Annotated in this window: 10 protein-coding genes and 1 tRNA gene; 5 read left to right on the forward strand and 6 right to left on the reverse strand. The window is 37.9% G+C overall.

From position 1 onward, the window contains the following. The coding region (locus MWU84_RS16355; RefSeq protein ID WP_246903616.1) for an FAD-dependent oxidoreductase at positions 1-443 on the forward strand (443 nt) is incomplete at its 5' end. An 87-nt stretch (positions 444-530) separates the two neighbouring features. Here the strand turns inward: MWU84_RS16355 and MWU84_RS16360 are convergent. The 6 genes from MWU84_RS16360 to MWU84_RS16385 form a co-directional block, all read right to left on the reverse strand. Beyond that, positions 531-2,441, reverse strand: a complete 1,911-nt coding sequence (locus MWU84_RS16360; RefSeq protein ID WP_246903618.1) for a PA14 domain-containing protein — start codon at positions 2,439-2,441, stop codon at positions 531-533. Between the two features lie 375 nt (positions 2,442-2,816). Beyond that, the gene (locus MWU84_RS16365) at positions 2,817-6,275 is read right to left on the reverse strand and encodes a DUF3427 domain-containing protein (RefSeq protein WP_246903620.1); all 3,459 of its coding nucleotides are present in this window, start codon (positions 6,273-6,275) and stop codon (positions 2,817-2,819) included. Then, on the reverse strand, positions 6,268-6,663 hold the full coding sequence (locus MWU84_RS16370) for a (deoxy)nucleoside triphosphate pyrophosphohydrolase (RefSeq protein WP_246903622.1): 396 nt from the start codon (positions 6,661-6,663) through the stop codon (positions 6,268-6,270). The genes MWU84_RS16365 and MWU84_RS16370 overlap by 8 nt, the downstream gene beginning before the upstream one ends. Positions 6,664-6,886: 223 nt before the next feature. Further along, complete coding sequence (locus tag MWU84_RS16375) at positions 6,887-7,255, reverse strand: hypothetical protein (RefSeq protein WP_246903624.1); 369 nt, start codon at positions 7,253-7,255, stop codon at positions 6,887-6,889. Positions 7,256-7,485: 230 nt separating this feature from the next. Beyond that, complete coding sequence (locus MWU84_RS16380) at positions 7,486-7,785, reverse strand: hypothetical protein (protein ID WP_246903626.1); 300 nt, start codon at positions 7,783-7,785, stop codon at positions 7,486-7,488. A 153-nt stretch (positions 7,786-7,938) separates the two neighbouring features. Further along, the gene (locus MWU84_RS16385) at positions 7,939-9,270 is read right to left on the reverse strand and encodes a rhodanese-like domain-containing protein (RefSeq protein ID WP_246903628.1); all 1,332 of its coding nucleotides are present in this window, start codon (positions 9,268-9,270) and stop codon (positions 7,939-7,941) included. 378 nt (positions 9,271-9,648) lie between these two features. On the opposite strand from MWU84_RS16385, the gene MWU84_RS16390 reads away from it, so the two are divergent. The 4 genes from MWU84_RS16390 to MWU84_RS16405 all read left to right on the forward strand — a co-directional run bounded on the left by MWU84_RS16390 (position 9,649) and on the right by MWU84_RS16405 (position 14,072). Further along, positions 9,649-9,721: transfer RNA gene (locus MWU84_RS16390), tRNA-Met, on the forward strand. 1,416 nt (positions 9,722-11,137) lie between these two features. Beyond that, a complete protein-coding gene (locus MWU84_RS16395) occupies positions 11,138-12,199 on the forward strand; it encodes a mannonate dehydratase (protein ID WP_246903630.1) in 1,062 nt (353 codons plus the stop codon). Then, complete coding sequence (locus tag MWU84_RS16400; RefSeq protein WP_246903640.1) at positions 12,196-13,200, forward strand: DUF4432 family protein; 1,005 nt, start codon at positions 12,196-12,198, stop codon at positions 13,198-13,200. The genes MWU84_RS16395 and MWU84_RS16400 overlap by 4 nt, the downstream gene beginning before the upstream one ends. Positions 13,201-13,202: 2 nt before the next feature. After that, positions 13,203-14,072 carry an SMP-30/gluconolactonase/LRE family protein gene (locus MWU84_RS16405; protein WP_246903642.1) on the forward strand — a complete coding sequence of 290 codons (870 nt, stop codon included), beginning with the start codon at positions 13,203-13,205 and terminating at the stop codon, positions 14,070-14,072. Position 14,073: the final 1 nt, after the last annotated feature.

Raw genomic sequence — 14,073 nt, forward strand, 5'->3', positions numbered from 1 at the left:
TAGCAATCCCCATAGTAAGGGAAAACAGGACCCGGTTCAGTCAACACGGTCTTCATGTTTGGCCGTACCGACCACACGAAGTCTTAGTTATTGGGATAGGGTATTATCATATTGACCTGCATCCCAGTAGTGGAGGGGATAATTATATCGACTTTGCTTCCCTTCCCTTTCAAATTCCCTTGGGAGCCCTAATACCGCAAAGGATGGAAAATATATTTCCGGTGAACAAAAATATTGGCACCACCCACCTTACCAACGGCTGCTACCGTCTGCACCCTGTGGAATGGAGCATAGGGGAGGCCATAGGGATGTTTGTACCCTTTTTAATGGAAACGGGCAGGAGTCCACAAGAGGTTTACAAAGATGCCGCTGCGGTGCGGAAATTCCAAAGCCTCATTCGCAATCAAGGGGTGGATACCCATTGGCCTTATGGGAAAATGTAGAGGGGATTAATTGAGTTTTGTCTATCTACAATAGTCGTTTATGGTAATGAAGTATTTATGGGATTACTATCTAACCACAAGCAAGCCTTAATGACTAAACACTGCGGGCGACTTTTCCACATTAGGGCCAGAGAAGTCCAATTGCAAATGCTCCCCTAAAAAGTCTTCAAAATAATCGATTTGAACGGGATGCATGCCCTTTTTGAGCGCTTTCATACCTGTTTTTGTTGCCGTATCGTGCGAGCCATCATTATCTATTAAAAGTTCACCATCCAAATAAAGTTTGGACCCATCGTCGGACTTTAAATAAAAGGTGTAGATTCCCGTTTCCGGTACGCTGATAAAGCCTTTATATTGAATAGCAAAGTGGTCCAATCTTTCTCCGATTTCTTCTGGGTCCAATACGGTGACAGAGCCGCTTTTTAATGGTTTCAAGCTGCTAAAATCAGGTATAGAATCAAAATTGCCTTCGTAATAGGTATACTGGAGTCCCTTTTTGGTATTCCTTGGTTTTCTTGTTGCGGCTGTCGGCTTTACCTTTTTATAAGTTTTTTGGAAGCCCGCACTTTCAAAACCTTCGGCATCCGTAAGTTTTACATTAATAATGGTGGTTTTATCCAAGGTTATATTTCCCGGAAATACGGGAGTATTAGCATTGATCTCTGTACCATCCAAAGTAAATTTTGCGGAAACTTTATTATAGGGATGTGTTAAAGCCACTTGTAGCTCCTGTATAAAAATGTCTTGTTCTGTCATGGATATACCGGCTTGGGAGGGCATAAGTTCAATTATTTCGGTACCGCTCAAACTGAATTCCGGTTCCATAAATTCATTGTCGTAACCCATTTCCCATTCAAGTTCCATAGGATCCCAAATGGATGCTTTGGAAACGTCCAAGGGGGTAGTTTTTATCACTATTTCAGAGGAAGTCATGGGCGGCAGACTAAGCTGAAAACGCGAGGAGTCTGCCTTTACCTGGTGATGATGGTATAATTGTCCCTTAAAATGAATGGGTTTGGAGGAGGTGTTGTTCAGCAATAGAATGACTTTTCTTTCCCTTTCTTTGGCCATGACCAAGGTTTTAAAATCCGTTGCCTTGATAAGAGAAACGGCTTGCTCTTTTGTTTGGTTATTACTGATGTTATGATCATGAATTCCGGAAAGGGCAAGGTTGACGAGTTTGGGACCGTTGTCGGTCATGGTAACCCAACCGATTTGGTCGAACTCTCCAAATTTGGGGCCCCTAAGCCTACTTCCACCGCCGGTGGTAGCCAGGACATAATGATTTTGATCGTTTCTTACGTCGAATAAATATCGGTGGGTATGACCGGCGAATACCGTATATTTCCGATTGCTCAAGGCTGCCTCCACTTCATCGAACCCACTGGCGTCCCCGTAGGCCCACATAGGGTGGTGCGTAAAAACCATGGTCCACCTCACATCGGTGTTCTGGGCGATGGCTTCCTTTAAAAATGCAATTTGGTCCTTGCTCATCATAACCCCGTCACCATCGTTACTATTTAGGATAAGGAAAAGCACATCTTTGTAGATAAAGTGATAGTAATCCTTGACATAGCGTTCCTTCCACTGTTTTGCCATTACCTCGTTGGAATAATCATGGTTCCCTGCCACATAGAAAAATCGGGTGGAGAGCGGATTTAGGATACTGTCAAATTCCTTCCATTGCGCATCTAGCAAGGTATTGTCCTTGGAATATCCTTCAATTAAGTCGCCCACACTCATCACAAATTCCGGATACAACAGGTTTATTTTTTCAACTCCCTTTCCAAATACTCCTTCACGATGCCCCCCTGTTCTATCACTTACAATGGCAAATTGAAAATTATTGGGATTATTGTAAAATGGCTTGTTCGTCCATGGCTTCAATTCTTCCGTTATGGTATGGGAGAAGCTTGGGTTTTCGTTTTGCGCGTAGAGCGCACTACCCAAATTGACTACAATATAAAAGGCTAAGAGGTGTTTTAAGAAGGTTTTCATAGAGACGCAGTTTATAGTAGCTAAAATATTTTTTAGGAAGCAAAAGCATTTTAGGCCTAAGTTATATTTTTTTTACATAGGGTTAAAAAATTGTAAAAATATTTAAGGACTCTGTTAGTAGGCTCTACTAACTATAATGGGTTTATCAAGATGCCGCAGCCGTGAGGAAATTTCAAAGCCTCATTCGAAATCAAGGGGTGGATACCTATTGGCCTTATAAGAAAATGTAGAGGGGGTTGGGGTGTGTTTTTGCTATCCGCTATATCTATTTCGTTTGGAGTCTTCGACTCGTTAGAGGCGCTTTTTTACATTGTTCGTCATAGGCATTGTAAGTTTCCCTTAGATAGAACTGCTTAATTTTTTAAATTGTCGGGTTTATTGGGAGGAGGTCACCTCCGGTATTAGAACTTTAACAAACTCCCCTACAATTCTCATTTCTGCAGCATTTTCTTCATTTATAATGATGCTTTTATGAGTATTATCATAAGAATTTGGCCTTAAAACAATGGATTGATGTTGCCAATTATCTTCGTTAATTACCTTTTCACTTGAATAGGTCTTTATGGTAAAAGCAGAATTAAAATCTTGGTCTTGGATGTCCAAGTTTTCTACTAAAACAATTTTTCCATTTCTACTGCCACCTATATATCTTTTAAATAAGCAAATTGAACCATTGGGGATTACTTTGTTCATGGATTCACCAAAAATCCTACAGGCAAAATAATCATTTGGATTGCTATTTTCAGGACCTTCTATTAAAGTGAAATCTTTTTCTGATTGCATTTCACTGAACGACCCGGCTGCAGCGTAAAAATCATAAAGCGGTATAGGATTTTTTAACTCCTGTTCAAATTTAAAAGTTCCTTGTGCTGGAACGGACTTATCTTTCTTTTCCAAATAGGTTTCCATGACTTTTACCTTCTCATGTAAATAGTTATACATCGTAGCTATAACGGGATTGGCCAATAGGAATCGAATTTTTACGACCGAAATTTGCTTGCCATTATCATTGCTCATTGTGGTTTGTTGAACCTGATTCAAATCTGGACTTATGTTTCCCATATAGTAGAAGTCCATTCCTTCATCATTGTTTTTTTTGATAAATAAAGGAAGACGGATTGCCCCATTATGGCCTAAAATGGATTGAACATCCTTGCTATCAATTTTTCTGTTGGACTTTGACATCCAATCAAATTCCTTATTATTTACAAATTCATCCTCATATTTTGTCGATTCTGAAATGTGCTCCTCTTTATGATAATTCACAAATATTGGACAATGAGCATTATCGGGACTTACTAAATAACCACCCACATTTTGAGCAACAGGGTTTTCCAATACATTTAATATTCTAAATACATCTTTACGAGAGTATTTCCTGTAAAGTACAAAGCCATTCTGCCAACTATCAGTGTCAAATAATTTGTTGAATTCATAGATTGAATAATTAGTAGAATCGAGCAGAAATTTTTTAAAATGTTCCTGGTTTAAATAGGAAAGAAACGTGCTTGAAAACACAAAATTTCCATTATCAATTCTAAGAATATCCAAATCATAAATCTCTTTTGCCGAAAGTAACTTACCTCCTTTTTTTTCTCTAATAAATTCAAAATTTAAATTAGAAACGCAGGATTTAATGGTTTCGTCAGAAATAGAATAGGAATACTTATATAAAATGTGTTCTTTTAAATCGTCAAGGGATAGTTTACCAGACTCTATTAATAATTTTAGAATCAAACTTTCCTCAACTCTTTTGGAATTATTTATTTCTTTAGAGAATAACTCCAAAAGTTTGACCTGTTGTTTTGATAATTCACAGGAGTGTTCTTTCTCAATTTTGAGAATGAAATTGTAATAGGAATTGGAATAATCCACGTATAAATATGGGTCACGAGAACCATGTTCAATAAAATCCATCATCATTGGAATTCTACCCAACTTGAATTTTAATAGGCTGTAGTCTTTCTTTAAATCTTTTAATAACTGCATGTTGGCAGAATCAATGGACCGAAATATTCTTTCTTTGGTGATTTCATCGAAATTAATGGTCGAAGCCCCTGGGATCATCCTGCTGCCTTCTGTAATTAATTTCCTCAAGGAGTCTTTGTTATAGGAAGTATCACCATACAGTGCAACGGGTATTAAATAGTTGTTTTCATAATTTCCAATAAAATCAATTACCGTTAAATAACCCTTTCCTTCAACCTTTCTCAGCCCTCTTCCTAATTGCTGAATAAATATAATGGCTGATGCTGTAGGTCTTAGCATAATAATCTGGTTGATTTTTGGAATATCAATCCCTTCATTGAAAATATCAACAGTAAATATGTAATCTAGTTTTTCACTTAAATTATCCGATTCTAACTTTTCAATGGCATTTGCTCTCTGTTTTTCAGAGCTATCCCCGGTCAAAGCAACTGTTTTAAATCCTTTTAAATTGAATAAAGTGGATAATTCAATTGCCTCATTTTTTCTAGAACAAAAAATCAGACCTCTGGTTATTCCATTGTCGCTTCCGTAGAAACTTGCCTGCTCAATGATTCTATTGACTCTTTCACTAGAAATTAAGAGGTTAAAATCTGTCTTATTGTCTACCTCATTGTCATCAATTAATAAATCAGTTACGCCGTAATAATGAAAGGAACTGAGCATTTCCTCTTCCATTGCTCTGTTCAATCTTATTTCATAGGCAATGTTATGGTCAAATAATTGAAAGATATCATTCCCATCTGTCCTCTCGGGAGTGGCCGTCATTCCTAATAGGAATTTAGGTTCAAAGTAATCTATTAATCGTAAATATGAATCCGCACCTGACCTATGGGTTTCGTCAATAATTATATAATCAAAATGGTCTTTCGAGAAGTTATCTAAATGTCTGTACTTTGAAATAGTTTGAATGGTTGAAAACACAAAATCACAATCCAATTCTCTTTTTTCACCTGAAAACAGCCCCATGGTTTTATCCTTGCCAAAAACACTTCTAAACGTATTTAATGAATTTTCTGCAATGGTTAACCTATGAACCACAAACAATAATTTTTGAGGTTTGAAAGCTTTGGCGTCAAACGCTGATAAATAAGTCTTACCTGTTCCAGTGGCAGAAATTATCAACGCTTTATTTTTATTGTCCGCGCGTAAATTTTTCAGGTTTTTCAATGCTTCTCGTTGCATTGAATTTGGAGTTATTTCGGCTTGGGGTTCAGCTAAGTTTTCGAGATTGTTATTCCTAGATAAAAGAAATTGTTTCTGATATATTTCTTCATACTTCAAAATGAACTCTGCGGTTATGGGTGTTCCTTTTTTAAAGTCAGCTTGAAATTCTTGCAGTACTTTTTCGACAATGCCACTTTCATCTAATGCCGATACTTTAATATTCCATTCTTTGTTGGTGGATAAGGCCTGAGCAGTTAAATTGCTGCTGCCAACAATTAAATTATAATGCTTCTTGTTTTTAAAAATGTACCCTTTTGCATGCGCATTTCCTGTGGTGGCAATTTTAAGTTCTATATTTTTGAATTGACCTAATCTTTTAAGGGCTTCCGGTTGGGTGAAGTTTAAATATTGAGAGACCAATATTTTGCCCTTTATGTCCCTTTTTTCGAGTTCTTTAAGCTTGTTGATTATTGTGGCAACGCCACTTGTGGTCACAAATGCTACGGAGATATAAAACTGGGTACAATTTTCGAGCTCATGGATAATGGATGAAAGAACCTTTTTAGGTGGATTTTTTTGATTGACAAGCAATTCTGGTTGGTAATCAACATTGGATAAAAAGGTTTTGTCCACATACCCGGTTTGCAAACTGTCATTAAAAATTAGGGTAAGCTTATCCATTCATTACTAATTTCTCAACAATTGGAATATCTGCTGCTGCCCAATCTAATCCTTCTAATTCTGAAGAGGCCAGCCATTGGTATGCTATATGCTCTGTTAATTGCACTGTAGGATCTTCACAAGAACAAATAAAACTGTACATGGTTAGGGCAAAATCAGGATATTGATGTTTAACTGTAAGGTATTGCTTTTCTGTCTTGATGGTCATTTTTAATTCTTCTTGAACCTCTCTAATGATAGTATCTTCGAGTGTTTCCCCATTTTCTATTTTACCGCCTGGAAACTCATATTTCTTTGAAATATAATTATACTTATTGGCACCTCGTTGTACACACAGGATTTTATTATCGTGTTTTATAACTGCAGCTACTACACTAATTTCCTTCATAAATCATTCGTTAAACATATCGGCCTAAATATATAAAAAGTAGAGTAGATATTCGTGTTGGTTAATTTCTTAATGCTTTTTGTAGCCTAAGTAATTTTCCAGAATTTAGGTGACGAGCGATTAACATTTTTGTAACGAGTGGTCAATCATTATTTTGATCATATTAAATGCTACTTGGTTGATAAATATTATTTAAAACTATTTTTGAATGAAATTTGAAAGCCTATTCTGTCTTAACTTTATTTTTAAACCATTTTATATATTCCTCCTGATTCCGATCATACCATTCACTTGTGATAAGATATCTGGAATTCTTATACTTAATAGGGGCAGCATAATACCTGGTATATTCGCCGATAGTTCTATTTTCGTTTATTGAAAGATTTTCATCTACCAATTTCAGAACAGGATAATTTAAGTTAAAGAAGATTTTACTATAGTTATCCTGGGCCATTTTCTTTACCTCCATTTCAGATATCAATTCCAATTCTAAAATCTCAGGTAAAGTTGCCCTAACCAACATCCCTATTTTCAGTTTATTCAATTCTGAAAAAGGGGCGCGAATAATTTCATATAATTCTTCTTTAGCCATTGTCTTTTATTTGTTTTTAGAATGATAGCTTCCAATTTAACAAATATTAGGTTCCGTATTTTCTTAATCGGTAAATGAGGATAATACCCATTGTACTGCATTCTTTGAATGAGTTATAAATTTGTCTTCGCCGTGGTTGAGATTTATAACTTATCTATTCCTAATCCCGCCTTTTTCGGCGGGATCTAGGTTCAATACTTCGGCCCTTGAGTCGATTCCTATTATTGGGATCAGGGCTTGCCCTGAGGTTTAATACCTTTTATTCTAATATTCCCATCAACAACTTCAATGGGGCCTACAAGGCCCAAAATATGTTGTAATAGATATACAGGGCTTTCTTTTAAGCGTTCTTTAAACTCCTGTCTTAAGGCTATTAAATACAGAGCTTGTTGGTGTACCCCTACAATACCGCATTTAACTTGTCTATTGTAAGACTCCACCAAGACTTCCAGTGTGTTGGCCTCAAATCCTTTTTTGTATTCTGCAATGGTGGTTTGGTCTTTTTCCCTGGCTGTATGTATGTGTTCCATGGTTGCAATTTTATATCAAATATGCTGCTCAATTTTAGGTGATACCGAGGCCTTAAAAAAAGAATGTTCCTGTATTGGGTTCTATTCAAGCGAATGCGGCGCTACACTTTGTTCCGTCCACCTACCGATAGGCAGGCTAGCAATGTATTTAGCTCAATCCTGAAACTGCCCCACATCATCACTTAGATCATAGACGGTAACGCCCTCCAATCCGCTTTCGAGAATGCTACTTCCCGCTGCACTGCGATACCCGCCGGCACAATGTAGCACAATAGGCTTGCTGGCAGGGATGTTTGCAGCGGATTTGCGTAGTTCATTTAAGGGGTGGTTCAAGGCGCTTTCAAAAATTTTGCCCTCGGCCAGCTCGCTTTTATTACGTATGTCGACGATGGTGTAACTGTTGGGGTGTTTTTTGAAATCTTCCAGATCCAACTGCTTGGTCTTTATTAAGTTTTCCCCGGATAGGGTCAGTACCCTTTGCAAATCCTTTTCATAGCCAATTTTGGCTACTCGCTGCAATATCATATCCAGATCCTCGGGCTTTTCTATGACCAAGCTGAATTTTTCCCCAGGTGCTACTATGGCGCCCAGCCAGGTTTCAAAAGTGTCCTCCTCCGAAGACGCCTGTATATTGATACTTCCTTTTAGGTGTCCCTTTTTAAATTCGCTTTCCTTTCGCACATCCACAATGAGTCCGTCTGTGGTAGAATTCATCTTAAAAGGTATGGCAGCAATGGCATTGCGAAGCGTTGTAGCTCCCGTCTTGTTTACATCCACATTGTACCCAAAATAGGAAGGGATAAAAGGTTGGCTGTCCAATAACTCGTTTACAAATTCTTCTTGCGTCTGATTTTTAAAAGCCCAATTGCCCATGCGCTCATTGCCCAGGGTACTGCTGTTGGCATCGCTCATACTTTTTCCACAGAGGGATCCGGCACCGTGGGCGGGATAGACTACCGCATCATCGGGCATATTTTTAAATTTATGTTGTATGGTGTAGTACATGGCCTCGGCCAGCTCTTGGCGTTTGGCCTGCATCTTGCCTGCTTTTTCACGAAGATCGGGACGGCCTACATCGCCTATAAATAGGGTGTCGCCCGTAAATAATACCGTTTCCTTGCCTTCTTTGGCCATTATGGTAATGCTGTCCGGCGAATGACCAGGGGTATTTATGGCAGTCAAGGTAGCTTTTCCAATGGTAATGCTATCCCCTTCGTCAAAGGGTTGGTGCGGATAGTCCGCTCCCAATTTTTCACTATTGTAAATGATAGCACCGGTTTCTTTGTGAATTTGCAGATGCGAACTTACAAAGTCGGCATGGGGATGGGTTTCGATAACAGCTACAATTTTTGCCTTGTTCGCTTTGGCAAAGGCATAATACTGCATGGGGTTGCGCTCCGGGTCAATGATGGCCATTTCCCCATCGCTTATTAGGGCATAGGAATAATGGGATAAGGGTTCGTATTCAAACTGTTTAATTTTCATGATTCTCTTTGGTTAATATAATTAATACAAGGTGAAAAAAATTATGCAATAAGATGAACTCTAACAATATAAGAATTAAATCAATTAATGACGGAGTTTGGGGGTATTGGCAAGAAATCAACTTTTCTAAGACTTTAAATATATTTTTATTTAAATTATTCAAATAGATTTGGGAAATCATAAAAAGCATGTATCTTTGCAGTCCGAAATAATTCAGTCAGCATTAGGAACTGAGGGTTTAGAGCCAAGTTGAATGTTTTGGAAACGCACATCGCGGGATAGAGCAGCATCCTTCGACTACGCCCAGGACAGGGTGCTTACTCTGCCAGGGTGGCAAAATTGAAATACAGTACCCTTAAGGGTACATTGAAGATACATCGCGGGATAGAGCAGTAGGTAGCTCGTCGGGCTCATAACCCGAAGGTCACTGGTTCGAGTCCAGTTCCCGCTACTAGTAAAGACAGGGCTTCACAAAAATGTGGAGCCTTTTTTGATTCTCTTCCTAAAACATACCTAAAACAATTTAGGATCAAGCAAAAACTTGTTGGATCAAGAACAATTTCATGGTATTTGGATATTTATACAAATAGTTGAGTTAACCAAAATAGGAAGAATTTTTTACCACTCTTTTCCTAAAATCAAGATTAAAGGACTGCTAAATAACCTTTAACCTTTCCAGTTCCGTGCGATCGGACCGTTGCGTTATGGTATGCTCGCGTTTTCATTCTCCCAAACTTTTCCTCCCGCCTTTGTTAATTGCCATTTTCTCATTCAATTATTATCGCCTGTCTGCCACAGACCCAGTTTTCACTTCGCCAGAAGTAGGAGTTTTGCGTTGCGCAAAACATAACTTGCTATCTTCTCCGAAGATTAATATTTTCAATTCTTTTTTAATGATATATTACTCACGGGGCGTAGGTCTGATTTGTTCCTACTTTATAACAAAAAACCTTCCGAATGCGTAAATCCTATGTGCATATATACATATACCCATATATTTATATTTACATATATCCATATATCGTGACCTCAGCAATCCATTTATTATTTAGTGTAATTAATCGTTCCAAGTGCAACCTAGAGACTAGGGACCATTTCAGCAGATTAAAATGCTAGTGGGCAGGGAGAAGGAAGGTCAAGCAGCATTTTCGCTGTTTATTCTTTCCTGCGGCCACAATGAAGTCAGGTATGCGAAGCGGAAAGATTTAAGTAGAGGACAGACACAACATGTCCACAAGAGTAAAATTGACGGATAAGGTTTACGGGACTTACGCCTTCAAAATTCTAAAGACATACTAATCTGAGCAAGATAATTGCAGTACAAGTAAATTTCATACATAAGAATCCAGATGAAGTATTAGATGCTATCGTTAATTTTTCGAAATAGTTCGCCATTGATTTGGATTACAATAATAAAAACTAGTCACTGTCACCAATTCTTAACTTTTCTGAGGGCACAATTTATGAAAAAATAAGTGTATTAATACATCTATTGATATAGTTATACCATGTAGTAAACTACCTCGGGGCAAGCCCATGAGGCGTTGAAAAGATCCTTACTTTAGATTATATGCCTGCCTGAACGAAAATTGACAGGCAAGCGCTGGAACATTTAAATCACAATTATCGAGTAAATTCCCTATATAAGTATCTGAAATAACTTAATTTTTTGAAATCTATTATCTTTTAAGCCGATGAGCAAAATTAATAATTAATATGTATGAACATTAGAACAAAGTTTGCTATTTTTGATTTTTATTCAAACTATTGGTATGAAATGAGGAAGTTGTATTGGTCCATTACAATGATTGAAGTCCAATTATTTTTCAATTTGTTACACTTACATAATACTACAAACTAATCGAATATGCCTAAATTAGGATTGGGGCTGTATAAAAGTCTTTTAAACGGAAAGAATTTCGAATTTGCCAAGCAGGCTGGGGCAACCCATTTGGTGGTTCAGTTAGTTGATTATATGAAAGGAGGAGATAATCCTTCATTGGCGCAAAATTATCTAAATGGCTGGGGAGTTACCAACAATCAAAGCAAACTTTGGGAGTATGATCAATTGATTCGCTTAAAAAAGGAAATTGAGTCACATGGATTGGTTTGGGAGGCTATTGAGAATTTTGATCCATCACATTGGTTTGACATCTTGTTGGATGGACCTAAACGGCTTCAACAGATGGACAACTTAAAATATATGATAGCAAATATAGGGAAGGCGGGTATCCCCATTATGGGATATTATTTTAGTATTGCCGGTGTGTGGGGTTGGACCAACCGAAAATATGGCCGAGGGAATCCGATGACAGTAGGTTTTGATATGGACAGAGTAAATGTAAATGAGCCCATTAAGAACGGTATGGTTTGGAATATGACCTATGATTCAACCTTAACTGGTAGTTTGGGGCCTATTTCGCGTGATGAAATGTGGGATCGTTTTACCTGGTTTCTGAACGAAATAATTCCGGTAGCAGAAGAAAATGGAGTAAAAATGGTGGCACATCCAGATGACCCTCCAATACCTGAATTGAGAAATGCGGCCAGACTTTTTTATAGTATCGAAGAGTATGAAAAATTATTTTCGGTTAACAAGAGCCCCAACAATGGATTTGAATTTTGCATGGGCACTTTACAAGAAATGCCAGGAAGCAATGTCCTTGAAACTCTGGATAAGTATAGTTCCTTAAACAGAATAGGCTATATCCACTTTCGGAATGTTAAAGGCAAGGTGCCAAACTACCGTGAGGTTTTCGTAGATGAGGGTGATCTTGACATGGCTGAAGCACTCAGAATATTGAAGAAAAACAATTTTGAAGGTGTGTTGATTCCGGACCATAGTCCCACCATGAGCTGCGATGCACCTTGGCACGCAAGCATGGCATACGCCATGGGTTATATGAAAGCTTTGATAGATACGGTATGAGCAAGTGTAAAGTAAATGATAAATGGACCTATAATCGGATGAAAGTCATTTTCATGGAAAATGAATACTTAAGTATCGGTATTCTACCTGGCCGTGGCAGTGATATTTTTCAATTTGTTTACAAACCGGCGGGGATTGATCTAATGTTGAGATTGGATAAAGACATTCTCAACCCCAACGAAGTTTTTTCTCAAGATCGGAGCACCAACAATCAGTTTGAAGATTATTATTATGGCGGGTGGCAAGAGATCTTACCAAATAGTGCGTCCTTGGATTATCGTGGTGCCATTTTAGGGCAACATGGTGAAGTATCACTAATTCAGTGGGAATATGCGATTGTTAAAAACTCGGAGGATGAAGTTTCCGTTAAGCTATGGACAAGGCCGTTACGTTTTCCTATAGTAATTGAGAAGACTTTAACTTTAAAAAAGGGCAGTAAGTCATTAGAGATTGATGAAGTACTGACTAATGAATCTGATACGCAATTACATTTAATGTGGGGCCATCATATTGCTTTCGGTCTTCCATTTTTGGAAGCAGGTGGAGCTATTGAAACATCGGCAACAAAGTTTATAGCAGAAAATAAAATGCCCGACAAGCGAATCTTTAAGCCTGGTACAACGCAAGATTGGCCAATGGTCACTACTGTTGACAATCAAAAAAAAGACGCTAGTATCATCCTTAAACCTAGTGAATCCAAGTTTTCCGAATTGGCCTATTTGAATGATTTTACAGCCAAGGCCTATTATAAAATTACAACGGACATCATGTCTTTTTCCATTGAATGGGATAAAAACATTTTCAAGTCGTTGTGGTATTGGCAGGAATGCTATGCTACCCAAAATGCTCCGTGGTGGGGTAAAACCTACGCATTTGCCTTAGAACCATGGACAAATAATTGGGAAGAAAATCCGTCAAAAGAAAGTATTGAAAAGGATTGGTTGAAACTTGATCCTAGACAGCGTATAGAGACTTCCTTATCTACCAATTGTAACCATTGACTATGAAAGCAGAACCTATATTTGATATAAAACCGATTCATGGAGAGGGACCCATTTGGTGCCCTATAGAAGAGAAATTTTATTGTGTGGATTTACTTAAGGGGTCATATTTTAAAGTAGACTATAAAACTGGTCATTCAAAAGAATTCAATGTTGGGCAAGAACTGGGGGTAATGGCCCTTTGTGAAAACGGTAAAATCGTAACGGGAGTACGAGATGGTTTTGGGATTTATGATGAACGCACGAATGAATTAAAATTAATTAAAGATTCCCCTGAAATGGATGTCAAAGAAAGACGAATGAATGATGGTGCGGTTGACCCCAAAGGGCGATTTTTTGCAGGGACCATGGAATATAATGGCGCTAATCCTACAGGTAACTTATATTGTTTACACCTAGATCATAGCGTAGCACTTCTAGAACAAAATATTTATATAACCAATGGTATGGGGTGGAGTCCGGATTATCGCACTTATTATATGATCGATACTATGCGCAACGTCATGTATGCATACGATTATAATGCCGAAACAGCCCGCATTTCGAATAGAAGGGAACACATACAATGGAGAAAGGATGAATTTCCAGATGGTATGACCATTGATGCTGATGGGGGTTTTTGGGTTGCCATGTGGGAAGGAAATAAAGTAAGTCATTTTGACGCAGAGGGTGATTGGGTTGAAGATATTTATGTTCCTGTCCACCATGTCACAAGTTGTTGTTTTGGAGGGAAAAATAAAAATATTCTATTTATTACCACCTCCCGTTTAAACTTAACAGAAAAAGAACAAAAAGAGAATCCGCTTGCGGGCAGATGTTTCGGACTTGAAACCAATACTAAAGGTCAAATAGAACCTAGATTTAAAGGATGAT

Origin of the sequence: Arenibacter sp. F20364, assembly GCF_023015905.1 — a bacterium.
Taxonomy (GTDB): domain Bacteria; phylum Bacteroidota; class Bacteroidia; order Flavobacteriales; family Flavobacteriaceae; genus Arenibacter.

Excerpts from the sequence above, each read along its gene's own strand:
- MWU84_RS16360 (WP_246903618.1), bottom strand. The coding sequence starts at position 2,441 with ATGAAAACCTTCTTAAAACACCTCTTAGCCTTTTATATTGTAGTCAAT.
- MWU84_RS16405 (WP_246903642.1), top strand. The coding sequence starts at position 13,203 with ATGAAAGCAGAACCTATATTTGATATAAAACCGATTCATGGAGAGGGA.
- MWU84_RS16385 (WP_246903628.1), bottom strand. The coding sequence starts at position 9,270 with ATGAAAATTAAACAGTTTGAATACGAACCCTTATCCCATTATTCCTAT.
- MWU84_RS16380 (WP_246903626.1), bottom strand. The coding sequence starts at position 7,785 with ATGGAACACATACATACAGCCAGGGAAAAAGACCAAACCACCATTGCA.
- MWU84_RS16400 (WP_246903640.1), top strand. The coding sequence starts at position 12,196 with ATGAGCAAGTGTAAAGTAAATGATAAATGGACCTATAATCGGATGAAA.
- MWU84_RS16395 (WP_246903630.1), top strand. The coding sequence starts at position 11,138 with ATGCCTAAATTAGGATTGGGGCTGTATAAAAGTCTTTTAAACGGAAAG.
- MWU84_RS16365 (WP_246903620.1), bottom strand. The coding sequence starts at position 6,275 with ATGGATAAGCTTACCCTAATTTTTAATGACAGTTTGCAAACCGGGTAT.
- MWU84_RS16375 (WP_246903624.1), bottom strand. The coding sequence starts at position 7,255 with ATGGCTAAAGAAGAATTATATGAAATTATTCGCGCCCCTTTTTCAGAA.
- MWU84_RS16370 (WP_246903622.1), bottom strand. The coding sequence starts at position 6,663 with ATGAAGGAAATTAGTGTAGTAGCTGCAGTTATAAAACACGATAATAAA.